The organism is Streptomyces sp. NBC_01506 (assembly GCF_045040295.1).
In the GTDB taxonomy this organism is placed as follows: Bacteria; Actinomycetota; Actinomycetes; order Streptomycetales; family Streptomycetaceae; genus Streptomyces.
The window spans coordinates 2,139,230-2,162,138 of record NZ_CP109422.1; the positions used below are offsets into that span (position 1 = coordinate 2,139,230).

The window sequence follows — 22,909 nt, forward strand, 5'->3', positions numbered from 1 at the left end:
GTCCGCTGCTCAGAGCGGGTCGGCGGCCTCCTCGGCCGCCGGCCCGGACCGTACGTAGCGCAGGACGCCCCACATGGCGGCCTCGTCGGTGACGGTGCCGTCACCGGCGACGCAGAGGCTCAACTCCTTGTCGAGCGCGTCCCGGTCGATGCCGGAGCCGATGAGGACGAGTTGGGTACGGCGCCGGGCGCCCCGTGGCCACGGCTCCGGGTAGAAGCGCAGGAAGCGGCCCACGGCGTGTACGGCGTACCGGTTGTCCGGGTCGGCCGTACCGAAGTCCACGAAGCCCTTGATCCGGTAGAGCCCTTCGGGCCGCGAGTCGAGGAACGCCATGAGCCGGCGCGGGTCCATGGCGGCCGGTTCGTCGTACGACAGGCTCTCGTACGCGGTGTGCGGGTGATGAGCGTGCTCCCGCCCCTCGTCGGAGTCGGCGAGCAGGTCCTCGAAGGAGAGCTGGCGGACCTTCTCGTCCTCGGCGGGGCGCGTGGCGGGGTCGAACAGCAGGCCGGGGTCGATCCTCCCGTACGACGCGGAGACCACCGCCGCGCCTGGCCCCAGCTCCCCGATCACGCCGAGAACGCGCGCGTGTTCGGCCGCTGTCACGCGGTCGGTCTTGTTGACGACCACGAGGTCGGCGATGGCCAGATGCCGGTCGGTCTCCGGGTGCCGCTCGCGGGTGGCGTCGAACTCGGCCGCGTCCACGACCTGGAGGAGCCCTCCGTACACGGTGCGCGGATTGTCGCCGGCGAGGATCATCCGGACGAGTTCCTGCGGCTCGGCGAGACCGCTCGCCTCGATGACGATGATGTCGATCCGCGCGGCGGGGCGGCTCAGCCGCTCCAGATAGCCGTCCAGCTCGCTCGCGTCCACGGCGCAGCACAGACAGCCGTTCCCGAGGGAGACGGTGGAGCCGACCTGGCCCGCGACGGTCATGGCGTCGATCTCGACGGCCCCGAAGTCGTTGACGACGACGGCGACGCGGTTGCCCGCGCGGTGGCGCAGTAGGTGGTTGAGCAGGGTCGTCTTGCCCGAACCGAGGAAGCCCGCGAGGACCACCACCGGGATCTGCCTGCCGGCCGTGCTCGGGTTCAAGACCGCGCTCCGTCTTCCGTAGGAGGTGGGGGCAGAGCCGTGCGTCTGCCCGGCTTCAGGATAGGAGCGGGCAGGCACACCGGAGCAACGGGCTCAGTCGGTCAATCCAACTCGCTTGGCCATCTTCATCAGGTCGGGCCGCGTCCTTTGGTGCATGACGAAGAGAACCCTGAGCACTTCTCGGCTCATGGGGTGCACCTCCATCATCTCCGGCGCCACCCTGAAGGCCGCCTTCAGGGACTCCTCGGAGCCGGCCACGTCTCCAACAGCCAGTCGGGCCCTGGCCACATCAATGTGGAGTCGGCCAATTCGGTTTGGCTTCAACCCCACCGGTGGCTTACTCACGAGGGGCGTCGCCATGTTCACCGCCCGATCCGGCTGGTCAAGCTCGATGTGTGCCGCAAGCTCGTACAGCGCGGTGTTCCCCGCCCCGAACGTCAGGTTGTGCAAGAGGGCATCGCCTGTCTGGGGGAGCTTCGCGGCAAGATCGCGAGCCCGAACAAGGTGGGCCTCGGTGGCAGCGGCGTCTTTGTGCCGGGAGGCAAGAACCACGCCGCGCAGGTGAAGTGAGCCAAGGACTACCGCGTGCGCGGAGGTGCTGCTGTCAAGACGCTCGTACTGCACGATGGCTCGGTCCACGATGGTGAGCCCGTCATCGTAGTGACCCGCCGACTGATACGTGCCGGCCTCGTTCCACGCCGCTGCGGCTTCCGCGTCTGGATTCCAAGTCTGGTGCGCCGCCCATTGCTGCCGCGAGACGATCATGTCCGCAAGGTCGGGTTCTCCGAGCCGGTGAGCAACGGCGTAGGCACAACCGTAAAGGTCTGCGACCTGACCCCAGGCGACCGCGTCGCCACCGGCGGCGAACGCTGTCGCCGTCGACTGACCGAGCAACTTCGGCAGGACGTCGAGCAATCCGATGTACTGAGCCTCCGCACGCAGGTGTGCTGCCTTCTGCAAATCGCGAGCCAGCACCTGGGGGTCCGGCACATCCTCCTTCGGGAGTGTGTGCCGGCGAACCGCCGTTCGCAGCGCGTCAAGCCGCTCGGCCTCCGTACGGGGGCGGTCGCGGAAAGGCTGACCGTAGATGCGAGCCGTGGTAACGCCCAGAGCTTTCGCGCAGGCCGCTGCGACGGGCGGCGTGACCGGCCTCAGGCCGGTCTCAATCTTGCTGAGGTAGGAAACGCTCAGCAACGAGGCCCGACTGAGCTGAGCCTGCGACATCTCCCGCGCCTTGCGTAATACGGCGATGTTCTCGCCGGCGCTTGTGCTCTCCATGCACCTCACCCTCCCACGTCAACAGGTGCGTTCCCTCAACTCCGCCCTCCGGCACTTCCGTTGTGCAAGTTCTGTGTGAACTGATCTTGGTCCTGCGCAGTTCACTTGTTACAGAAGGCGATTGGGCGAGTGACCGGAGTGACGTCAGCGATCGTCTTGAACTACAACTCCAAGCGAGGAGTTCAGCGTGAGTAACGAGTCACAGGCGACAGCAGAGGCAGAAACGTACGAGCCCAGAGCCGCTGGCGACGCTGGCGACGCTGGAAGTGCAGGCATCGGGGAGCTCTCCAACTCCCAGGTTTACCTGATCGACGTGGAGACGATCCGCGACACCGTGTCCGTCGCCCGAGAGATGCCCCTCTCACGAGATGCCCGCCCTCGCATTGCCTTGACCACGGCAACACTGATCGGGCAGCTCGAACTCCTGATTGGCGAAGACCTCAACTTCGATCTCGACCCCGCCGTTCGTGACACGTACAAGGCTGCGTACCGGCTGCTTCGTATCGACCGCCGGCCGACGAACGACGACCCCACCTTCGCGGTGTGGGAGTACATGAGGGATGTGGCGGCCGTGACGTCCCAACTCGTCGAGACCTACGCCGAACAGCAGGGTGAGGCTGAGTCTGATGAACAGTGAGCGCAAGGAGCCGCCGCTCCCCGTGCGCGACCCGAGAGGGTCGCTGCTGAAGCTGGCCGAGTCACGAAGGATGTACCTGGTGCCGTCCGGCCTCCCCCCGGTCGAGAGCCCGCAGCCTCCTGCGGAGGAGCGGAACACGTGAGCCAGAAGGCACAGCAAGTTGCCTACATGGTGAGCGTGCTCGCCCTCGGCGGTGCGTTGGTTCTCGCCATCTGGCACGGAGGTTGTTCCGGATGACACCGAACGGCCTGATGATCCATCCGGCGAACAGTCGCCCCATCCCCTCGCGCCCAAACGACGGCAGAGAGTGGATTCCGGGCGCATGTTGGCTGTGGTGCCGCCGCGTTGAACTCCCCGTGATCTGGATCGGTCCTGTCGTGTCTGGTGGAGCCCACGCTCCGCTTTACGCCTGCTCCCGGTGCCTTGACGAACTCGACCGCATGGTCTGGCAGTACGTCACGGCCAAGGACGCCAACCTGGACTCCCGCCTCCCTGAGTAGAAGGCCGCGCGCCGTGGCCAAGCCTCAGAGGAGGCGGGTTCAGCACCCGGTCCGGCTGATGCCATCCCCCGAAGAAGGACAGGTCCAGCCGGGCCGGGCCACCCACGAGGAAAGGAATGCAGTTGGTCCGCTTCAAACGCAACGTAGGTGTCGCGGGGGCGAGTGACGGCGTCTCCGCGCGCAAGTCCAAAGCCAAGTCCGCCCAGCCCAACGCGGCGGGAAACCGGGCGGAGCGCCGGGCCGCCGAGAAGGCCGCGAAAAAGAAGAACGGGAACAAGTAGAGCCTGCGGCTCGAAGCAGAAGACTCCCGCTCCGGAAGCCTGTCGGCGGGCTTCCGGAGCGGGTGAGCAAGACCCCCGTCGTCCGTTCCGAAACATTCGAGGACAACCCCGAAACGTCTGTCCGGACGCCGGCCACACCAAGCAGATCTCATGAGACGAAGGAGTACCGAATGACTACCACTCAGGTCATGGACGTAATGAACCACAGGTTCGCCGAACCGGCCGCGGAGGCGGTTCGCCCCTTCGGGCTGACCAAGGCGGTGCCGGTTCGCCCGGCCCCCGGAGTGTGGCCCTCGCTGCGCCTCTGCCCGGAGCGGCAGATCAGCGTGACCGTGGACGGCGGCGAGCCGTTCATCCACGCCCCGTCGATGAAGTCCGCGTTCGAGACGACGAGCCAGACCAGGGAAGACAGCCAGCTCGATGAGTCGAAGTCCAACGACACCGACTGACCGCCCGGTTGACCGAGCGAAGGATCTGACCGATGACCGTCCTGGTTCTGACTGGCCCCAAAGATGCGACCGCTGATCTCGTCATCGCGGAACTCACCGGTCGAGGTGTGCCCGTTCACCGACTCGATCCCGGTGACTTCCCCGAGAGCCTGACCCTGGCAGCGCGCATCGGCCCTCGCCGAAGCGCCTGGGGCGGCGGCTTACGGGGCTCACACCGGGACTTGGACCTTGGTCAGGTTCGTTCCGTCTACTACCGGCGTCCGTCGGAGCATCGCTTCCACCCCGACATGTCGGGGCACGATGCGCAGTGGGCAGCCGCCGAGGCCCGTGCGGGCCTCGGCGGCTTGCTGGCGACACTGGAATGCACATGGTTGAACCACCCGAGGCGGAACGCCGTCGCAGGCGTCAAACCTGTCGCCCTCGCGACCGCTGCTCGATGCGGCCTGAGCATTCCCGAGACACTGATCACCAACGATCCTGACAAGGCGCGCGCCTTCGTCGGGAATCTGCCTGGCCGGGTTGCCGCTTACAAAGCCCTCGGCACACAAGGCCCCAGCGGTGCGGACGGCGAACCGTACGCGCTGTGGACCACTCAAGTCCGCGCCGCACAGATCACGGATGCCGTCCGCCTCACCGCACATCAGTTCCAGGAGTGGATCCCCAAGGCGTACGAGATTCGCCTGACGGTCGTGGCCGGCCGGATGTTCGCGGCCCAGATCCATACCTCGTCGCAGACCGCACGCATCGACATCCGCACGGACTACGACAGCCACACCTACGAGCTCTGCGAAGTGCCCTGTGGCATCGCCTCCGGCGTTCGCCAACTGCTGGACTGCTTCGGTCTCCATTACGCCGCAATGGACTTCCTCGTTGATCAGAGCGGGGAATGGCACCTGATCGACCTGAATCCGAATGGACAGTGGGCGTTCGTCCCGGAGCTGCGTACCCCCATCGCCCAGGCACTGGCTGACCTACTGGAAGGCAACCCATGACCACCACCGCACCATCCGCCGACGAACTGCGCCGCATGATGACAGACCAGCTCACAGCCGCAGGGTCCCTGCACTCCGAGCGCTGGATCGACGCCTTCTCCTGCGTCCCCCGGCACGTCTTCGTACCCAAGTTCACCGTACGGTCGCAGGGGGCTTTGCATGGGTACGACCAAACTGACCCCATGTGGCTCGCGGCGGCCTACCAGGACACCTCGCTACTGACACAGTTCGACGCGGCCGGCGTCGCCACCAGCTCCTCCACATGCCCTTCCCTCATGGCCAGAATGCTTGAAGCCCTGGACGTGGTGGACCGCGACCACGTCTTGGAGATCGGTGTCGGCACCGGATACAACGCCGCCCTCCTGGCTCACCGCCTCGGCAACGACCGCGTTGTGTCACTCGATGTCGACCCCGACCTGGTGAGGTTGGCACGGGACCGACTCGGCGAGGCCGGCTACGCACCCACCCTCATCGCGGGGGACGGCATGGCCGGCTGCGCCGAACACGCCCCGTACGACCGGCTGTTGGCCACCTGTGGTGTCGGCCGCATCCCCGACGCGTGGCGGGAGCAAGTCCGTCCGGGCGGGGTCATCGTCGCCAACGTGGGCTACGGCATCGCGCGCCTGACCGTCGACCAAGAGCACCGCGCCGAGGGCAGGTTCCTCCCCGAGCTGGCGGCCTTCATGACGGCCCGGCCGGACACAGGAACGATCAGCGCAACGGCCCAGCAACTCACCGACCGGCTCACGTCATACACGGGCTACGCGCGAGAGATCTCGCTCCCCACGGGCCTCAATGCCGAGATCGCCCAGTTCCTTCCGTCCCTCGCGCACTCCACCGTCAAGACCGTGACCCTGAAGAACGACAGTGGCCAGGAGATGCGCTGCCTCTGGGAGCCGAACACATCGTCCTGGGCACGGATCACTCCACTCGATGTCCGGACGGCACAGCTCGAACACGGTGGCCCGCGGGACCTCTGGGCCGAGCGCGAGCCCCTTCTCACCCACTGGGTGAACGCCGGCCGCCCCAGCGTCGACCGGTACGGCCTGACGGTCGGCGAAGACGGGGCACACACCCTCTGGCTCGACGAACCCGCGAACAGAGCGGGAGTGCTCCAGGCGCCTTGATGAATCGAAACGACCGGCCGCCCGGTCGGCTACCGCCCGGTCGCCGTGTGTCAGCCCGAACTCTCCCTTTTGGCAGCCAGTTCGTCCGGGTACCAGAAGGTGATTCCCGCTTTCGCCGAGGGTGCGACCGCGTAGACCCGCTCCTGGATGGCGGCTTCGAAGCGAGGACGCCACGCGTAGAAGCGACTGATGCCGATCGGATAGTCGGTCTGTCCGGCGACCCAGTGCCGGCCATCCGCCAGGTCCCACCTCACGCCGACCTCGTGCTCCTGGAACCCTTCCTCACGGACCAGATCGGTGAGCGCGTTCGCGACGGACTCGGTCTCCGCCTCGTCGGCCAGCTCCTCCACCCCGAAGGCAAACATGATGTTGACACCCATGCGCCAAGGGTAGACGGCCGTGCGGAGCCGTGGGGCGGCCGGTTCGTCCTCAAGCGTCGGACAGGTTCATCGAGCCCGTCCGGCGCTTGAGGACAGGCCCCGCCACTCGGCCGGCTCGGGCCAGGTCGCGCAGTCGTCCCAGGCCGTGTCCCAGCCGGAGTTGCCGCCGCCGGAGACGAACTCGAAGGCGCTGTACGGGCTGCCGGTGACGGTGGTGCCGGTGATGTTGACCGTCGCCTCGATGGCGCTGTCGTACGAATCGGATCGCGACGCGGTTCGCCAGGTTGGGCCGCGAGATGGTGTTGTCGGCGAAGGTGCTGGAGCTGTTGGTGGTGTCGCCTCCCGCCCGCCCCGGCGCCGGGGCGGGCGGTTCGGCCGCGGAGTCAGCTCCGCAGCCAGGCCGCGGTGTCCTGCGGCAGTCTCCCCTCGTCGTCCAAGGGGCCGCTGGTGAGCAGAACGCCGGTGTGGCCGGGCAGTTCAGTGGGGGGCCCGGCGAGGTTGACGACGCAGATCAGGCCGTCGGTGCGGGTGAAGGACAGCACACCCGGCCCGGCGGGCAGCCAGGTCAGCGCGGCCTCGGCGCGGTCCTCCGATGCCCGGACGACGGCGAATCCGGGCTCCGTACGGCGCAGCCGCAGCGCCTCCCGGTACAGGCTCAGCATCGACCCCGGGTCACCGGTCTGGAGGTCGGCCGCGTACTTCGCCCAGGACTCCGGCTGCGGCAGCCACGGCTCGGTGTCCGTCCCGAAGCCGGCGTACGGTGCGTCCGCCCGCCACGGCAGGGGTACGCGGCAGCCGTCCCGGCCCGGATCCGTACCGCCGGACCGGAAGTGCATCGGGTCCTCGATGCGTTCACGCGGGATGTCCGCCTCGGGCAGGCCCAACTCCTCGCCCTGGTAGACGTAGACGGCGCCGGGGAGCGCCAGCGAGAGCAGCGCGGCGGCGCGGGCCCGTCTCGTACCCAGCTCCAGGTCGGTCGGGGTGCCGAACGCCTTGGCCGCGAAGTCGAATCCGGTGTCCTCGCGCCCGTAGCGGGTCACGGTGCGGGTGACGTCGTGGTTGGAGAGCACCCAGGTGGCCGGGGCGCCGACCGGCGCGTGCTCGGCGAGCGTGTCGTCGATGGCCGTGCGCAGCAGGTCCGCGTCCCACGGGCACGACATGAAGCTGAGGTTGAAGGCGGTGTGCAGTTCGTCGGGGCGCAGATAGCGGGCGAAGCGCTCGGCGTCGGGGAGCCAGACCTCGCCGACGAAGATGCCGTCGTACTCGTCGGCGATGGCGCGCCATGAGCGGTAGATGTCGTGGAGTTCGTCGCGGTCCACGAACGGGTGGGGGTCGGTGCCCGGCGTGAAGTCGGGCAGGGCGGGGTCCTTGGCGGGCAGGACGGCCGAGTCGATCCGTACACCCGCCACGCCCCGGTCGAACCAGAAGCGCAGCACGTCCTCGTGCTCCCGGCGGACCGCCGGATGGGCCCAGTTGAGGTCGGGCTGTCCGGTGGCGAACAGATGCAGATACCACTCGCCGTCGTCCAGTCGGGTCCAGGGGACGCCGCCGAACTCGGACACCCAGTTGTTCGGGGGCAGTTCGCCGTCGTCCCCGCGCCCCTTACGGAAGTGGAAGAGTTCGCGCTCGGGGCTGCCGGGGCCGGCCGCCAGGGCCGCCTTGAACCAGACGTGCTGGTCGGAGACATGGTTGGGCACGACGTCGATGATCGTACGGATGCCCAGCCCACGGGCCTCGGCGATCAGTTTCTCCGCCTCGGCGAGGGTGCCGAAGGCCGGGTCGATGGTCCGGTAGTCGGCCACGTCGTAGCCGCCGTCGGCGAGCGGTGAGAGATACCAGGGGGTGAACCAGAGTGCGTCCACGCCCAGTTCCACGAGATACGGCAGCCTGGACCGCACGCCGGCGAGATCTCCGGTGCCGTCGCCGTCGCCGTCGGCGAAGCTGCGTACATAGACCTGGTAGATGGCGGCGTCGCGCCACCATTCGACGGTGGCCTCGGCCGGCTGGATGGCTGCCACGTGACGGTCCTTTCGGGCAGGTGGGACTCCGCCGCCGGCCCCCGGACAACGGGGCGCTGGATGAGAGGCAGGCGGCGGAGCGCTGGTGGGGAGTAAGTCGAGACGGGGCGGAGAGGACGATCAGCCCTTCAGGCCGCCCGCGGTCAGACCGCTCATGATGTTGCGCTGGAAGAGCAGGAAAATGAGCAGCGTCGGGACGGACGCGATGGTGAGCGCGGCGATCAGGACGTTCTCCGGTACACCGCTCGCGAGCGAGTAGATGCCCACGTTCAGGGTCTGTTTGCCCGGGTCGGGCAGGGTGAGCATCGGCCAGAGGAAGTCCTTCCAGACCCCCACGACCGCGAAGATCGACACAACTCCCAGGATGGGCCGGGAGATCGGCAGCACCACGGATCTCAGGGTGCGGGTCGCCGATGCCCCGTCGATGGCCGCCGCGTCCAGCAGCTCTCTGGGGATCGAGTCGAAGAATCTCTTGAGCAGGAAGATGTTGAAGGCGTTGGTGACGGACGGCAGCCAGATCGCCCAGGGCGAGTTGAGCAGGTTCCGTTCGAAGATCGGTACGTCGAGCACCGTCAGGTACTGGGGTACGACGAGGACGGTCGCCGGGATCATCAGCGTCATCAGCATCAGGCCGAGGATGGCCTTGCCGAAGATCGGCCGGAGCTTGGACAGGGAGTACGCGGCGGCCACGTCGAAGATCAGTTGGAAGGCGAGCGCGCCGAACGCGTAGTAGAGGGTGTTGAACAGCAGTTTGGCGAGGTCCATCACCTTCCATGCCTGCTCGTAGTTCTCCGGATGCATCGAGGTGGGGAAGGCCGTCGGCGGGCTCTGCACCACTTCCTGGGTGGTCTTGAGACCGCCGGTGACCATCCAGTAGAGCGGTCCGAGGAAGACCAGCGTGAAGACGAGGACCACCAGCGCGAAGACGATCCAGTAGGCCGCCTTGCCGCGCGATCTGCCCAGTTGGGCCGGTGAGATCAGGGTCCGCGGGCGGGCCACTTCGGCGCGGGCGGCCCGCTTGCGCCGGGGTATGAGCGTGTTCGCTGTCATGCCTTCTCTCCCCTCCTAGTCTTCTAGTCTTCGCTGCCGCGGCTGAGTCGCACGTACACCGCGGAGAAGCCCGCGAGGAGTACGAGCAGGACGAGTCCGAGTGCCGCCGCACTGCCGTAGTTGTTGAAGTTGAACGCGTACTGGTAGATGAGATAGACGACCGTCGTCGTCGACCCTTCCGGTCCGGCCCCGTTGGTGAGCAGGAATGGTTCGGTGAATACCTGCATCGTCGCGATGATCTGCATGAGCAGCATCAGCGAGAGAATGAGTCTGGTCTGCGGGATGGTGACGTGCCAGATCTTGCGGAGGATTCCCGCGCCGTCCAGTTCGGCCGCCTCGTACAGCTCGCCCGGAATTCCCTGGAGCGCGGCGAGATAGATCAAGGTGGCACCGCCCATGCTCATCCAGGTCGCCGCGATGACCACGGAGAGCATGGCCGTGTCGGTGTCCTGGAGCCACTGCTGCGCGGGTAGTCCGAAGACGTCCAGGATGCGGTTGAACAGGCCGTATCCGGGGTCGTAGAAATACTTGAAGAGGAGCACGGAGGCGACCGGCGGAAGCATCACGGGGAGATAGACGAGCAGCCGCAGATATCCCTGACCGTGCCGGAACTCGTTGAGTACGACGGCGACGAGGAACGGGACGATGAATCCCAGCAGCAGCGCGAGCCCGGTGAACAGGAGCGTGTTGCGCCATGCCTGCCAGAAGGCCGGGTCGTTGAAGACATAGGTGAGGTTGGACCAGCCGGCCCAGGTGGTCTTTCCGTTCTCGTTCTTCTGGAAGGCCAGGATGAATTCCCTGACCATCGGATACCAGGAGAAGAACGAGAAGCAGAGTACGGCTCCGATCAGGAACCCGTGTGCCGAGAGATTGCGGCGCACGGACCGTACGAACTCCTCGCGGGCGGGGTTCGTCCGGCTGGAGCCGGGGCGTCCGCGGCGGGGCTCGGTCGCCTCGCTCTTGGACAGGGTGGGGGCCGACATGGTCTCTCCTCGGTGCCGGTGCGCAGATTCGTTGACTCGCCCTGCGAGCGGACGGCGCTGCTGTGAAGACACGCCCTGGGCGGGACCGGGTCCGCGTGACCCGGTCCCGCGCGTCCGCTACTGAGTCGCCAGGACTTGGTTGACCTGCTGCTCGGCGGTCGACAGGAGCTTGTCGATGTCCGCGTCCTCGTTGGTCAGCACGCCGGACATCGCGACGTCGAGGATCTTGTAGATCTCCTGCGCCTTCGGCGGCTCGGCCTTGCCCTTGACCGGGTTGTCCATGAAGGGCTTGAAGTTCTCGACGGGCATCGTGGCGTGCTCGGTGCGCTGCGCGTCGTCCTTGGCCTTGGAGTCACCGAGCCAGAAGTTCGGCTGCGGCAGTCCGACGGGGAGCTTGTCGGCCTTGCTGCGCTCCCACTCGAACTGGCCCTTGCCCGGGGTGAGGAACTTGAAGTTCTGCCAGGCGATGGCGGCCTTGATCTTGTCGGGCGAACTGCCCTTCTTGATCATGTAGTTGTTGCCGCCGAAGAGGGTGGCCTTGGCGCCGGGGATCGGTCCCATGCCGAAGTTCTCGTACTTGGCGCCGAGTTGCTGGACCATGTACGTGATGTCGTCGGGCGCGGCGAGGAACATGCCCAGCTTGTCGGTGGCTATCTGCTTCTGGAGGTCGCCCCACTTGAGCAGTTGGGTCTTGCCCATGCTGTCGTCCTCCCACCGCATGGTGTGGAGGTTCTCCAGGACCTGCTTGCCCAGGTCGGTGTTGAACGCGGCCTTCTCGCCCGTGGTGTCGACGACGTCGCCGCCGAGACCGTAGAGGGACGCGGTGAAGTGCCAGCCGCCGTTGTTGCCGGCGCTGTACTCACCGAAGCCGGAGACGCCGCCGCCGATGTCGGCGATCTTGTCGGAGGCCGTACGGACCTCTTCCCAGGTGGTGGGCGGCGAGTTGGGGTCCAGTCCCGCCTGCTCGAACAGCTTGCGGTTGATCAGCAGACCCATGGTGTAGTTGCTGGTCGGCAGGCCGTAGAGCTTGCCGTCCTGCTTCAGCACGTCCAGGACGTCAGGGTCGATGTCCTTCAGCGCGGGCACGGACTTGTCGTTGACGTACGCCGAGATGTCCTCGGCCCCGTCGTTGTCCAGCACCTGCTGAAGGTCGGTGAAGTAGGTGTAGTACACGTCCGGCTGGGACTTCGCCTTGAGCATCGCGGTGAAGCGCGGCGGCTCCAGGCACTGGCCGGGGGTGGACTTCCCGTTGATCTTGACGTTCGGGTACGTCTTGTTGAACTCCTTGACGTCCTCGTTCCACTCCTTCAACTCCGCGGCCTTCGCGGCCGGCGGCATACAGTCGATCGAGAGTGTCACCTTGGCCTTCGGGTCCAACGGCGCTGACGGGTCGGACGACCCGCCGCCGGAGTCGCCGTCGTCGCCGTCGCTGCTGCTGCTCGTGCCGCAGGCGGCGAGAGTCAGGGCGAGCACGGTGACAATGGCGGCCGCGGCGGTGCGGTCGGTACGGCGAATTCGGCGGAACCCAGCACTTCTCATCGATGGTCCCCTTCGGGCATGAGCGTGGAAGGCCCACGGCTGAAACTCTGCCGGGGCGCGGCACACTCAACCACCGTCGACAGGAGACCGCAAGATCTCGCGCCGTTTTCGTAAAAGTTTGACAGTCCTTCGCATCGGCTGCGGGCCGTGGCCGGTTCGTCCTCAATCGCCGGACGGGGGCCGCTTTTTCAGCGCGGCGATCACCGCGCGGATCAGCGCGGCGACTGCGCCGTGGAGCCGCGTACGACCAGCTCCGGCTCGAACAGCAGCTCGCCGGGCGGCACCGCGCCGCCCTGGATCTGGGCGCACAGCAGCTCCACCGCGGCCCGGCCCATGGCCTCGATCGGCTGGCGGACGGTGGTCAGCGGCGGCTCGGTGCAGTTCATGAAGGCGGAGTCGTCGTAGCCGACGACCGAGACCTCGCCGGGGACGTCCAGACCGCGCCGGCGGGCGGCCCGTACGGCTCCCAGGGCCAGCGGGTCGCTCGCGCAGATGATGCCGGTGACCCCGCGGTCCAACAGCCGCGCGGCGGCGGCCTGGCCGCCTTCCAAGGAGAACATCGACCGCTCGACGCACTCGTCGGGCAGCGACTCCCCCGCCGCCTTCACGGTCGCCAGAGCGGCGGCGAGCTTGCGCCGCGACGGTACGTGGTCGGCCGGGCCCAGGACGAGGCCGATGCGCTCGTGGCCCAGCGACGCCAGATGCCGCCACGCCTGCTCGACGGCGACGGCGTCGTCGCAGGAGATGGTCGGGAAGTCGAGGTTCTCTATGGGCGCGTTGATGAGCACGACCGGGATCCGGCGCTCGTGGAGCTGGCGGTAGTGCTCGTGGGGCGCGTCGGCCTGGGCGAAGAGACCGCCGGCGAACACGACTCCGGACACCTGCTGCTGGAGCAGCAGTTCGACGTAGTCGGCCTCGGAGACGCCGCCCTTGGTCTGCGTGCACAGGACGGGAGTCAGCCCCTGCTGCGCGAGCGCGCCGCCGATCACCTCGGCGAAGGCCGGGAAGATCGGGTTCTGGAGTTCGGGCAGGACGAGACCGACCAGTCTGGCGCGCTCACCGCGCAGTTGTGTCGGCCGCTCGTACCCGAGCACGTCCAGGGCGGTCAGCACGGACTGCCGGGTGGCCTGGGAAACTCCCGGCTTACCGTTGAGCACCCGGCTGACCGTGGCCTCGCTGACCCCAACCTTCTTAGCCACCTGAGCAAGTCGTCGCGTCATACACGCAAGACTAGCGCAAGCAATGCAAGCTACTTACTTCTGAGCGTAAAGTCCCTGCACAGCCAGGGTGCCGCTGTGGTGCCGCCCGAGGAAGCCCCGAGCGGCACCACAGCGGTATGCCCTGCTTCCGCCCTGCCTCTAGGGGTTGATGTTGATCTTGAAGTTGGGCGTCGTGTTCTTCACGTCCAGAGCGTTGCCGCTCATCGTCAGACCGTTGAACGTGACCTCACCGACCGCGGGACCCTGCCCCGCCTCCGGCAGCTCGTTCGCCCACAGCCCGAAGCCCGACTTGGCATCGTAGGCGTCACCGCTCTTCTTGGCGCCGGTGATCGAGATGTCGCTGAGGATCGTGTCCTTGATCGGGAACTGCGGCTGTCCTCCTACGTAGTTGGTCTGGAACATGACCCCGCTGTACGTCGGATCGACGATGTCCACGTTGTTGATCCGGATGCCCTGGAACACCTTGGACGCGGAGAACAGCCAGATGCCGGGGAACGTCTGCGCGCCCCAGAAGTGGCCGCCGGCTCTGACGATCGACACGTTCTCGATCGTCGTGGGCTCGGTCCCGAAGCCGTTCATCGGATAGCCGAAGTCCAGCGAGCTGACCGTGATGCCCGAGTACACGAGCGTGTCCGCGATATGGATGTTGCGGAAGGTGTTGTTGAAGCCGCCGTAGACGGCCACACCCGCCGCGCGCCAGGTCAGGATCGACGTCAGGTTCTCGTAGACGTTGTCCTTCATGTCCGAGCCGCCGGCGTCGATCGCCGAGAACAGCGCGAAGCTGTCGTCTCCCGTGGCCCGCGCCTCGTTGTTGGTCACGAGGTTGCCGGTGCTGCCGTTGGTCATGTTGATGCCGTCGGCGAACATGTTGCGGATACGGGAGTTCTTGATGGTCATGTCATCGGTGTTCGCGCCCCAGTAGAGGCACACCATGTGCTCGTTCCAGATGTTGTCGATCTCGATGTTCCGCACATTCGAGAAGTCGAACACCTTGCCGGGACCGTCGATACGCGAGGTGTAGTTGCCGAAGTACGCGAAGTTCTTGAACGACGAACCCGCGGCGGCGGCCTCGGCCCGGAAGCCGATGTCGGTGTTGTCCTGCGTCGACGGGGCGTGGAACTTGGTGTACCAGGGACCGGCGCCGATCACCTGGACGGGCTTGCCGTACACCTGGAACTTGCTGGCCGTCTGGTAGTCACCGGCGGGCAGGTAGACACCCTTCAGGGTGCCCGTGTTGTCCATCCGGACCCGGTCCAGGGCGTTCTGCACGTCCTGGTGGGTGAATCCGGCCGGGACCGTGTACGTGGCGGGGTCCGGGTTGGCGGTCGGTGCGACCTGCTCCAGGTTGATGAAGTCGATCGCGTAGGTGGTGCTGTTGGCCGCGTCCTTCTGGAGCTTGATCTTGCTGCCCGCCGGGACGGTCTTGCCCAGCATCACGTTCGCCTCGTCGTAGATATGACGGGGCGGCCCCTGGCTCGGGGAGTTGCCCGGTCCCGCCTCGGCGCCGTACAGCCAGGCGTACTTCGACGTGAGGTCGATCGCCTTGAGGAAGACGCCGTCCACATAGACGTTGAGCGTGGAGTTGATGCCCCCGCCGCCCGCGGAGTCGGGGATGGAGAAGCGCGTCACCAGGGTGTTGGTGCTGGCCCGGGTGGTGAACTCGACGAACTCGCCCGTCGCGTCGAGGTTGACGGCCCTGCGGCCCGACGCCTCGCCCGCGATGTCGCCGATGGTCCTGTTGGGACCGACCTTCGTCGCGCCGCCGCCGGTGGTGCCGTCCTCGGCCTCGTACATGTCGAACGGCATGTTGGCGCCGCGGCCGACGAACAGTGACTGGCTGCTGGTGTTGTTCTCGCGCTTGACCGGCACCTCGTTGGCGTCGTCGGCGAGCACCACCTTCACGGTGTACGAGCCGTTGGCCGCGGCCCAGGTGCCGAGCGCGACCGGCGGCGCGGTGCCGCCCGCCGCGATGACTCCGTTGTGCGCGCCGGTGAGGGTCTTCACCGTGGCGCCCTCGGAGTTGAGCACGGTCAGGGTGATGCCGTGGCTGCCGCTCGCGGAGGCGACGGTGCCCTGGTTCTTGACCGTGACGGAGAAGTTGACCGTGTCGCCGGCCGCCGGGGCGGACGGAGAGGTGCCGACGGTCGCCACCAGGTCCGAGCTGGCGACGGGCTTGACCACCAGCGGGGCCGAGGCGGTGTAGGTGTTGTTGGTCTCGTTCTGCTCGATCACCGCGTCCGCCACGTCGGCGACCGCGCTGAGTTCGTAACTGCCGGCGTCGCGCGGACCGATCGCGGCGCTGACATTGGCCGACGCGCCGGGGGCGAGGGTGCCCACCGCCGCCGTGCCGACCTTGGAGTCACCGAGGCGGAATTCGAGGGAGCTGGCAGCCGCGGCGACCGTCCCGTTGTTGCGTACCGTCGCCGACAGGGTGATCGGGTTCGACTCGACCGGCTCGGCGGGGGACGCGGTCACCGCCGTGACCTGGAGGTCCGGGTTGGGCGCCGGCTCACCGAGCACCTGGAACTCGGCCACCTGGCCCGCGCCGGCACCGGTGTTGGAGGTGAACTTGAGCTGCACGTCCGCGACGTTCCCGGAGATCGGGATGGTCACCTGGTTCCCGGCGGCGGGGCTGAACGCGTAGTCCTTGGCGGCGGCCAGGCTGGTGAAGCCCGTGGCGCTCTGCTCGCGCCCCAGCACCTGGATGTTCTGGGTACGCGCTCCCCAACTGCTGTCCGGGTTGAGCTTGACGACGACGCTCTCGGTGGAGGCGTTGGCGCCCAGCTTCACCGTCAGCGTGTTGGGGTAACTGCCGCCCGCGCCTTCCCAGTAGGTCGACGTCGAGTTGTCGTTGGCGTTGGCCGCGACGAACGTGTGGACCACGGAGGAGGCGCTGATCGGCTTGCCCACGGCGAGGTTGGAGACCGAGCCGGTGCTGCCGGTGCGTATCACCGTGTTGCTGTTGCCCGACACATTGCCCGCCGCGTCCTTGGCCCGTACGAAGTACGAGACGGTGGTGCTGGCCGGCTGGGTGTCGGTGAAGGTGAGGACATTGCCCGCGACGCTGTCGCGCAGCACGTTGTTGGCGTAGATGTCGTAGCCGGTGACCGCCGTGTTGTCGCTGGACGCCTGCCAGGTGAGCTTGACCTGGGTCGGCGAGGGCGACGTGTGGGCGAGGCCGGTGGGCGCGGTCGGGGCCTGGGTGTCACCGCCCGGGGGCTTGCGGGTGACGGTGTTGCTGTTGCCCGACACATTGCCCGCGGCGTCCTTGGCCCGTACGTAGTACGAGACGTCGGCGTTGCCGGGCTGGGTGTCGGTGAAGGTGGTGACGTTGCCCGCGACACTGGTGCGCAGCACGTTGTTGGCGTAGATGTCGTAGCCGGTGACCGCCGTGTTGTCGGTCGACGCCTTCCAGGTCAGCTTGATCTGACCGGAGGCGGGCTCGGTGAACGCCAGCTCGGTGGGGGCGGTCGGGGCCTGGGTGTCGCCCGTCTCGGGGCCGTAGATCTCCAGCTCGGACACCTGGGCGCCGGGCTGGACGGAGTTGGCGGTGACCAGTACCCGTACGTAGCGCGTGTTGGTGGTGTCGAAGGGGATCGTCACCGTGTTGGCGGACCCGGGCGCGAACTGATACGCCTGGGACGTGGTCAGGTCGGTGAAGGTCGTGCCGTTGGCGCTGCCCTGGATCTTGAGGGTCTGGCTTCTCGCCCCCCAGTTGTCGGGGAGTTTCAGTACGACGCTGTTGACGCCCACGGACGAGCCGAGGTCGGCCTGGAGCCACTGCGGGAAGGCGCCGTTACGGCTCTCCCAGTAGCTGGCCTTGTTGCCGTCGTTGGCGTTGGCCGCCGCGTACACCTCGGTGTGGCTGCTTTCGGTGAGCGTGCGGCCGGCGGCGAGGTTGACGGAGGCCGCCGCGGCCTTGTGGACCTGGAGTTCGGCGAGCTGGCCCGCGGAGGCGACGGAGTTCTTCGTGATGTTCACACGGACGTAACGCGTCCGGGCGGCGGGGAACGAGATGCTGACCTCGTTGGCCTCGCCCGGACTGAAGGTGTACGAGGCGGAGTTCTTCAGGGTCGCGAAACTGGTGCCGTCGGCGCTGCCCTGGACGGTGAGGGTCTGCCGTCGGGTCTCCCAGTCGGCGGGGAGCTTGAGGGTGACCTGGTCGATCCGGGCGGCGGAGCCCAGATCGGTCTGGACCCACTGGGGGAGGCTCTTGCCGGAGCCCTGCCAGTACGTCGACTGATTGCCGTCCGCGACCATCCGGGCGGAGTGGTCGCTTTTCGCGCTGCTCGCCGCCGCGGCACTGCCCGCGGCGATATTGGGGCCGTCGGCCGCCGAAGCGGTGAGCGACGGCACGCCGACCATCAGAAGACTGGTGGTGACGGCGGCGGAGATCGCCCGCCATCGCCATCGGTGAGATCTCATGTATCCCCGATCGTTCGGCCTCGGCGCCGGGGGCGCGGCGAGGCGCGGCTCTGTCTGCATGGCTGGTGCCACCTGGCTGGTGCGACTAGCGTTTCTGCATTGCGGAGCGGGATCTTTTGCGTTGTGCGGTCAGAGAGTTGCAGAGAAATGCGAGAGCGTCCACCGGTGCGACAGAACCAAGTCGGCCGTTCTCTGGCTCGAAAACACTCAAGACGGACCCACCAGCCCCTATCAGTCAGGTTTCAGGCGAACTTTCACGACGCCGTAAGCGGGCCGCAAGTCACGTAAGTCATTTGCGTAAATCTGGAAATTTCAGAAAGGCACCTGCTGCGTCTACCGTTCCTACACATGAACGCCGGACCGACGACCCCACCGCGACGACGGCGATTCGGCTGGCCACGGCGCGTCTTCTCCCAGGTCCTGCTGATGCAGTTGGCCATCGCCGCGGGCACCGCCGTGCTCGCCACCGGCCTGTTCCTGAGACCGCTGAGCGACCAGCTCGACGACCAGGCGATGCGCAGGGCACTGGCGATCGCGCAGACGACCGCGTCCGAGCCGGTGGCGGAAGCGCTGCTGGCCTCGCGGCCCTCGGTGGACGGACCGGTGCAGGCGGAGGCCGAACGCATCAGACGGGCCACCGGCGCCGAGTATGTCGTGATCATGGACAGACGCGGGGTCCGCTGGTCACACACCGACACCGACGAGATCGGCAGGGTCGTCTCCACCGATCCCAGCGACGCGATAGCCGGCCAGAACGTCATGGAGATCGACAGCGGCACCCTCGGCCGCTCGGCACGCGGCAAGGTCCCGCTGCGCGACGGATCGGGGGACATCATCGGCGCGGTGTCGGTGGGCATCGCGTACGACAGCGTCCGCGAACGCCTGCTGGCGACGATCCCCGGACTGCTCGCGTACGCGGGCGGCGCCCTGGCCGTCGGCGCGCTGGCCGCCTATCTCATCTCCAGACGGCTCCAGCGCCAGACCCACGACCTGGCCTTCTCCGACATCTCCGCGCTGCTCGCGGAGCGCGAGGCCATGCTGCACAGCCTGCGCGAGGGAGTGATCGCCCTCGACGGCACCGGGCGGATCCGGCTGATGAACGACGAGGCGCAGCGGCTGCTGGGGCTCGGGCCCGAGGCCACGGGACAGCCCCTCGACGCGGTGCTGGGAGCGGGCCGTACCGCCGACGTGCTCGCGGGGCGGGTGGCGGGCGACGATCTGCTGACCGTGAGCGGCGGCCGGGTGCTCATCGCCAACCGGATGCCGACCGACGACGGCGGCGCCGTCGCCACCCTGCGTGACCGTACGGAGGTGGAACAGCTCGGCCGGGAGCTGGACGCCACCCGCGGTCTGATCGACGCGCTGCGCGCGCAGGACCACGAGCACGCCAACCGGATGCACACACTGATGGGTCTGCTGGAGCTGGGGATGCACGACGAGGCCGTGGAGTTCGTGACCGAGGTCGTCGGCGTCCACCGGGCCACCGCCGAGCAGGTCACCGAGCGGATCCACGACCCGCTGCCGGCCGCCCTGCTGGTCGGCAAGGCCACCGTCGCCGCCGAGCGGGGCGTCTCGCTGCGCATCTCGCCGGCCACCCTGCTGCCCGACCGGCTGATCGACCCGCAGGGGCTGGTCACGGTCCTGGGCAATCTCGTCGACAACGCGCTGGACGCGGCGGCCGGTTCCGAGGACCCGCGCATCGAGGTGGAGGTACGGGCCGAGGGCCGTACGGTCGTCCTGCGGATCTCCGACAGCGGCCCCGGAGTCCCGGCGGAGCGGCGCGAAGTGGTCTTCACCGAAGGCTGGACCACGAAGGAACTGCCCGCCCACGGCCGGCGCGGACTCGGCCTCGCCATGGTGCGCAGGCTGGCCGAGCGCCAGGGCGGCAGTGCCCGGGTCACCGAATCCGCCGACGGGGGCGCGGAGTTCACCGTCGTACTGCCCGAAGCACTCACCGAGACGGAGCGCGTCGCGCGCGACACCGCGCCGGGGGCCGCTGAGGCAGAGCCCGTCACCACAGGAGAGACACGATGATCGACGTACTGGTCGTGGACGACGACATCCGGGTCGCCGACATCAACACCGCCTATGTGGCGAAAGTCGCCGGATTCCGGGTCGTCGCCAAGGCGCATTCGGGGACGGAGGCACTCACCCGGCTCGCCGAGCGGCCCGTGGACCTGATCCTCCTCGACCACTATCTGCCCGACCGCGACGGGCTGTCGGTCGTCCGGGAACTGCGCGGCCTCGGCCACCGGACCGACGTGATCATGGTGACCGCCGCGCGCGACGTGGCCACCGTCCAGTCGGCGATGCGCCACGGGGCGCTCCAGTACCTCGTCAAGCCGTTCAACTTCGCCGGACTGCGCACCAAGTTGGAGGCGTACGCGAAGCTGCGCCGCACGCTGGAGGGCGGCGGCGAGGCCGAACAGGCCGATGTGGACCGGATGTTCGGCGCGCTGTCGGCGTCGGCCGCCCCCGAGCTGCCCAAGGGGCACTCGCCGAGCACCGCCGAGGTGGTGCGGCAGGTGCTGCTCGGCGCCGAAGGGCCGCTGTCCGCGCACGAGATCGCCGAGAGCGCCGGGATGAGCCGGCAGACGGCGCAGCGGTATCTGAAGCTGCTGGAGCGGGCGGGGCGGGTACGGCTCAGCCTCCGGTACGGCGAGACGGGCCGCCCGGAGCACCGGTACGCGTGGGCGACGAGCGGCTGAGGGGCGGGGCTGGTCGGGGCGGGTGTCAGACGGCGCCCGCTCCGGTGAGTGAACGCACCTCGGACTCCGCGTGTTTGGCCTCGTCCGCGGTCTCACGCGACAGTACGGTGCCGAGCCAGCCCGCCAGGAAGCCGAGCGGGATCGAGACCAGACCCGGATTCTGGAGCGGGAAGACCTGGAAGTCCATACCCGGGAAGATCGCCTCGGGGCTCCCCGAGACGACGGGTGACAACACCACCAGCAGCACGGCGGGCACCAGCCCTCCGTACACCGACCAGACCGCTCCGCGCGTGGTGAAGTTCCGCCAGAACAGCGAGTAGAGCAGCACCGGCAGATTGGCCGAGGCGGCGACGGCGAACGCGAGACCGACGAGGAAGGCCACGTTGAGATCGCGGGCGAGCAGCCCGAGCGCGATGGCCACGGCGCCGATACCGGCCGCCGCGAGCCGGGCGACGGCGACCTCGCTGTGCGGCTTGGCGTGGGACTTGGCGTGGGACTTGGCCGGGGATTTGGTCGGGGACTTGGTCCGAGGTCGTTTGAGCGAGGCGTAGAGGTCGTGCGCCACGGAGGCCGACGAGGCGAGGGTGATGCCCGCGACGACGGCGAGGATCGTCGCGAAGGCGACGGCGGCGACCACGGCGAAGAGAACCGTTCCTCCTGTGGAGCCCGCACCGCCGCCCAGGTCCAGGGCGAGCAGCGGCACCGCCGTGTTGCCCGCCGCGCTCGACGCGCGCACCTCGTCGGTGCCGACCACGGCGGCGGCGCCGAAGCCCAGCACGATCGTCATCAGATAGAAGCTCCCGATGAGCCCGATGGACCAGACGACCGACCGGCGGGCGGCGCGGGCGGTCGGCACGGTGTAGAAGCGGGACAGGATGTGCGGCAGTCCGGCCGTGCCGAGCACCAGGGCGAGCCCCAGGCTGATGAAGTCGAAGCGCGCGGTCCAGCCCCCGCCGTAGGCGAGACCGGGGACAAGGAACTCCTTGCCGTGGCCGCTGCGTTCGGCCGCGGTGGTGAGCAGCGCGTTGAAGTCGCCGTGGAAGCGGACCAGTACGAGCACGGTCAGCGCGACCGTACCGGCCAACAGCAGCACGGCCTTGACGATCTGGATCCAGGTGGTGGCCCGCATCCCGCCGAGCGTCACATAGACGACCATCAGCGCGCCCACGCCGATCACCGTCCACGCGCGCGCCACCTCGCTCGTGCCCCCCAGCAGCAGCGCGACCAGACTGCCCGCACCGACCATCTGCGCCACCAGATAGAGGACGGACACGGCGACGGAGGATGTTCCCGCCGCGATCCTGACCGGGCGCTCCCGCATCCGGGCGGCGACGACGTCGGCGAGCGTGAACCGGCCGCAGTTGCGGACGAGTTCGGCCACCAGCAGCAGTACGACGAGCCAGGCGACGAGGAAGCCGACGGAGTAGAGCATGCCGTCGTAGCCGAAGAGGGCGATAAGGCCGGAGATACCGAGGAAGGAGGCGGCCGACATGTAGTCGCCGGCGATGGCGAAACCATTCTCCATGGGCGAGAACAGCCGTCCGCCGGTGTAGAACTCCTCAGCCGAGCCGTGCCGGTGGCGGCTCACCCAGGTGGTGATGCCGAGGGTGACGGCCACGAACGCGCTGAACAGCAGCAGCGCCAGACTCTGGTGGTCGCCGCTCATCGCCGCCGCCCCGCTGCCCGCGCGGTGTGGTCTTGTCTCGTTCTCGTCCGGTCGAAGACGCTCCAGCGCAGATCGAGCGCGTCCCGGTCCCGGTGCAGTCGGGCATGGCGGGAGTACGCCCAGGTCAGCAGGAAGGTGCTGAGGAACTGCCCGAGCCCGGCGACCATCGCCACGTTCACGGCCCCGGCCACCGGGCGCGCCATCAGACCGGGCGCCGTGGTCGCGGCGACGACGTACGCCAGATACCAGAGAAGGAAGGCGAGGGTGGCGGGGACGACGAACCGGCGGTAACGGCGGCGTACCTCCTGGAAGGCGGCGCCGCGCTGGACCTCCAGATAGATCTCGGCCGCGCCGGGAGCCGTGGCCGGGGCGGGGGTCACGGCCGCGGCCGGCGCGACGGGCGTCGTCGGCGTGCCCGTACCGTCCAGTTCGCCCCAGCCGGAGGCCGGTGCGTCGTACCAGGGGTCGTCGGTCCGCACTGCCGCGGCGTCGCGCCCGTCCTGCTTGTCCACCGGTCAACTCTCCTTGTCAGCGGGCCATTTCGGCCGCGCCCCAAGGATGGGC

General features: G+C 68.1%; 19 protein-coding genes and 1 pseudogene. 8 read left to right on the forward strand and 12 right to left on the reverse strand.

The window, feature by feature from the left end:
• Window positions 1-9: 9 nt before the first annotated feature.
• Window positions 10-1,092 carry a CobW family GTP-binding protein gene (locus OG329_RS08870; RefSeq protein WP_405793921.1) on the reverse strand — a complete coding sequence of 361 codons (1,083 nt, stop codon included), beginning with the start codon at window positions 1,090-1,092 and terminating at the stop codon, window positions 10-12.
• A 93-nt stretch (window positions 1,093-1,185) separates the two neighbouring features.
• Window positions 1,186-2,370, reverse strand: coding sequence for a helix-turn-helix domain-containing protein (locus OG329_RS08875; RefSeq protein WP_405793923.1), 1,185 nt, complete (start codon window positions 2,368-2,370; stop codon window positions 1,186-1,188).
• Between the two features lie 187 nt (window positions 2,371-2,557).
• Between OG329_RS08875 and OG329_RS08880 the strand changes: the two genes are divergently transcribed.
• The 6 genes from OG329_RS08880 (at window position 2,558) to OG329_RS08905 (ending at window position 6,356) form a co-directional block, all read left to right on the forward strand.
• Window positions 2,558-3,007, forward strand: coding sequence for a hypothetical protein (locus OG329_RS08880; protein ID WP_405793925.1), 450 nt, complete (start codon window positions 2,558-2,560; stop codon window positions 3,005-3,007).
• Window positions 2,997-3,149 carry a hypothetical protein gene (locus OG329_RS08885; protein WP_405793927.1) on the forward strand — a complete coding sequence of 51 codons (153 nt, stop codon included), beginning with the start codon at window positions 2,997-2,999 and terminating at the stop codon, window positions 3,147-3,149. The genes OG329_RS08880 and OG329_RS08885 overlap by 11 nt, the downstream gene beginning before the upstream one ends.
• 474 nt (window positions 3,150-3,623) lie before the next feature.
• Entirely contained in the window at window positions 3,624-3,788 is a 165-nt protein-coding gene (locus tag OG329_RS08890) for a hypothetical protein (RefSeq protein WP_405793928.1), read from the forward strand.
• A 170-nt stretch (window positions 3,789-3,958) separates the two neighbouring features.
• Entirely contained in the window at window positions 3,959-4,237 is a 279-nt protein-coding gene (gene tgmA, locus OG329_RS08895) for a putative ATP-grasp-modified RiPP (protein WP_405793930.1), read from the forward strand.
• 32 nt (window positions 4,238-4,269) lie between these two features.
• Window positions 4,270-5,229: an ATP-grasp ribosomal peptide maturase gene (gene tgmB, locus OG329_RS08900; RefSeq protein ID WP_405793932.1), complete on the forward strand. Its 960-nt coding sequence runs from the start codon at window positions 4,270-4,272 to the stop codon at window positions 5,227-5,229.
• On the forward strand, window positions 5,226-6,356 hold the full coding sequence (locus tag OG329_RS08905) for a methyltransferase domain-containing protein (protein WP_405793933.1): 1,131 nt from the start codon (window positions 5,226-5,228) through the stop codon (window positions 6,354-6,356). Before tgmB ends, OG329_RS08905 begins: the two co-directional genes overlap by 4 nt.
• A gap of 50 nt (window positions 6,357-6,406) precedes the next feature.
• Here the strand turns inward: OG329_RS08905 and OG329_RS08910 are convergent, their stop codons facing one another.
• The 8 genes and pseudogenes from OG329_RS08910 to OG329_RS08945 form a co-directional block, all read right to left on the reverse strand.
• Window positions 6,407-6,736, reverse strand: a complete 330-nt coding sequence (locus OG329_RS08910) for a hypothetical protein (protein WP_405793935.1) — start codon at window positions 6,734-6,736, stop codon at window positions 6,407-6,409.
• Between the two features lie 105 nt (window positions 6,737-6,841).
• A pseudogene (locus tag OG329_RS08915) lies at window positions 6,842-7,039 on the reverse strand (hypothetical protein); the annotation flags it as partial.
• An 80-nt stretch (window positions 7,040-7,119) separates the two neighbouring features.
• Entirely contained in the window at window positions 7,120-8,754 is a 1,635-nt protein-coding gene (locus OG329_RS08920; RefSeq protein ID WP_405793937.1) for a glycoside hydrolase family 13 protein, read from the reverse strand.
• Window positions 8,755-8,874: 120 nt separating this feature from the next.
• On the reverse strand, window positions 8,875-9,804 hold the full coding sequence (locus tag OG329_RS08925) for a carbohydrate ABC transporter permease (RefSeq protein WP_405793938.1): 930 nt from the start codon (window positions 9,802-9,804) through the stop codon (window positions 8,875-8,877).
• 23 nt (window positions 9,805-9,827) lie between these two features.
• Window positions 9,828-10,787 carry a carbohydrate ABC transporter permease gene (locus tag OG329_RS08930; RefSeq protein WP_405793940.1) on the reverse strand — a complete coding sequence of 320 codons (960 nt, stop codon included), beginning with the start codon at window positions 10,785-10,787 and terminating at the stop codon, window positions 9,828-9,830.
• 117 nt (window positions 10,788-10,904) lie between these two features.
• Complete coding sequence (locus OG329_RS08935) at window positions 10,905-12,326, reverse strand: ABC transporter substrate-binding protein (protein WP_405793941.1); 1,422 nt, start codon at window positions 12,324-12,326, stop codon at window positions 10,905-10,907.
• 212 nt (window positions 12,327-12,538) lie between these two features.
• Window positions 12,539-13,546: a LacI family DNA-binding transcriptional regulator gene (locus OG329_RS08940; RefSeq protein WP_405793942.1), complete on the reverse strand. Its 1,008-nt coding sequence runs from the start codon at window positions 13,544-13,546 to the stop codon at window positions 12,539-12,541.
• 138 nt (window positions 13,547-13,684) lie between these two features.
• A complete protein-coding gene (locus OG329_RS08945) occupies window positions 13,685-17,971 on the reverse strand; it encodes a discoidin domain-containing protein (RefSeq protein ID WP_405793943.1) in 4,287 nt (1,428 codons plus the stop codon).
• A 348-nt stretch (window positions 17,972-18,319) separates the two neighbouring features.
• Here OG329_RS08945 and OG329_RS08950 point away from each other — a divergent pair, with 348 nt between their 5' ends.
• A complete protein-coding gene (locus OG329_RS08950; RefSeq protein WP_405793945.1) occupies window positions 18,320-20,005 on the forward strand; it encodes an ATP-binding protein in 1,686 nt (561 codons plus the stop codon).
• On the forward strand, window positions 20,002-20,679 hold the full coding sequence (locus OG329_RS08955) for a response regulator (protein WP_405793947.1): 678 nt from the start codon (window positions 20,002-20,004) through the stop codon (window positions 20,677-20,679). Before OG329_RS08950 ends, OG329_RS08955 begins: the two co-directional genes overlap by 4 nt.
• Window positions 20,680-20,704: 25 nt before the next feature.
• Here the strand turns inward: OG329_RS08955 and OG329_RS08960 are convergent, their stop codons facing one another.
• Both OG329_RS08960 and OG329_RS08965 read right to left on the reverse strand, forming a co-directional pair.
• The gene (locus OG329_RS08960) at window positions 20,705-22,345 is read right to left on the reverse strand and encodes a cation acetate symporter (protein ID WP_405793948.1); all 1,641 of its coding nucleotides are present in this window, start codon (window positions 22,343-22,345) and stop codon (window positions 20,705-20,707) included.
• Window positions 22,342-22,857 carry a DUF485 domain-containing protein gene (locus OG329_RS08965; protein ID WP_405793949.1) on the reverse strand — a complete coding sequence of 172 codons (516 nt, stop codon included), beginning with the start codon at window positions 22,855-22,857 and terminating at the stop codon, window positions 22,342-22,344. The genes OG329_RS08960 and OG329_RS08965 overlap by 4 nt, the downstream gene beginning before the upstream one ends.
• Window positions 22,858-22,909 lie beyond the last annotated feature (52 nt).

What these genes read in the sequence shown, in the direction of transcription:
- OG329_RS08875 (WP_405793923.1), bottom strand. Translation starts at nt 2,370, where the DNA reads ATGGAGAGCACAAGCGCCGGCGAGAACATCGCCGTATTACGCAAGGCG.
- OG329_RS08890 (WP_405793928.1), top strand. Translation starts at nt 3,624, where the DNA reads ATGCAGTTGGTCCGCTTCAAACGCAACGTAGGTGTCGCGGGGGCGAGT.
- OG329_RS08960 (WP_405793948.1), bottom strand. Translation starts at nt 22,345, where the DNA reads ATGAGCGGCGACCACCAGAGTCTGGCGCTGCTGCTGTTCAGCGCGTTC.
- tgmB (WP_405793932.1), top strand. Translation starts at nt 4,270, where the DNA reads ATGACCGTCCTGGTTCTGACTGGCCCCAAAGATGCGACCGCTGATCTC.
- OG329_RS08885 (WP_405793927.1), top strand. Translation starts at nt 2,997, where the DNA reads ATGAACAGTGAGCGCAAGGAGCCGCCGCTCCCCGTGCGCGACCCGAGA.
- OG329_RS08905 (WP_405793933.1), top strand. Translation starts at nt 5,226, where the DNA reads ATGACCACCACCGCACCATCCGCCGACGAACTGCGCCGCATGATGACA.
- OG329_RS08945 (WP_405793943.1), bottom strand. Translation starts at nt 17,971, where the DNA reads ATGAGATCTCACCGATGGCGATGGCGGGCGATCTCCGCCGCCGTCACC.
- OG329_RS08940 (WP_405793942.1), bottom strand. Translation starts at nt 13,546, where the DNA reads ATGACGCGACGACTTGCTCAGGTGGCTAAGAAGGTTGGGGTCAGCGAG.
- OG329_RS08925 (WP_405793938.1), bottom strand. Translation starts at nt 9,804, where the DNA reads ATGACAGCGAACACGCTCATACCCCGGCGCAAGCGGGCCGCCCGCGCC.
- tgmA (WP_405793930.1), top strand. Translation starts at nt 3,959, where the DNA reads ATGACTACCACTCAGGTCATGGACGTAATGAACCACAGGTTCGCCGAA.
- OG329_RS08910 (WP_405793935.1), bottom strand. Translation starts at nt 6,736, where the DNA reads ATGGGTGTCAACATCATGTTTGCCTTCGGGGTGGAGGAGCTGGCCGAC.
- OG329_RS08930 (WP_405793940.1), bottom strand. Translation starts at nt 10,787, where the DNA reads ATGTCGGCCCCCACCCTGTCCAAGAGCGAGGCGACCGAGCCCCGCCGC.
- OG329_RS08935 (WP_405793941.1), bottom strand. Translation starts at nt 12,326, where the DNA reads ATGAGAAGTGCTGGGTTCCGCCGAATTCGCCGTACCGACCGCACCGCC.
- OG329_RS08950 (WP_405793945.1), top strand. Translation starts at nt 18,320, where the DNA reads ATGAACGCCGGACCGACGACCCCACCGCGACGACGGCGATTCGGCTGG.
- OG329_RS08955 (WP_405793947.1), top strand. Translation starts at nt 20,002, where the DNA reads ATGATCGACGTACTGGTCGTGGACGACGACATCCGGGTCGCCGACATC.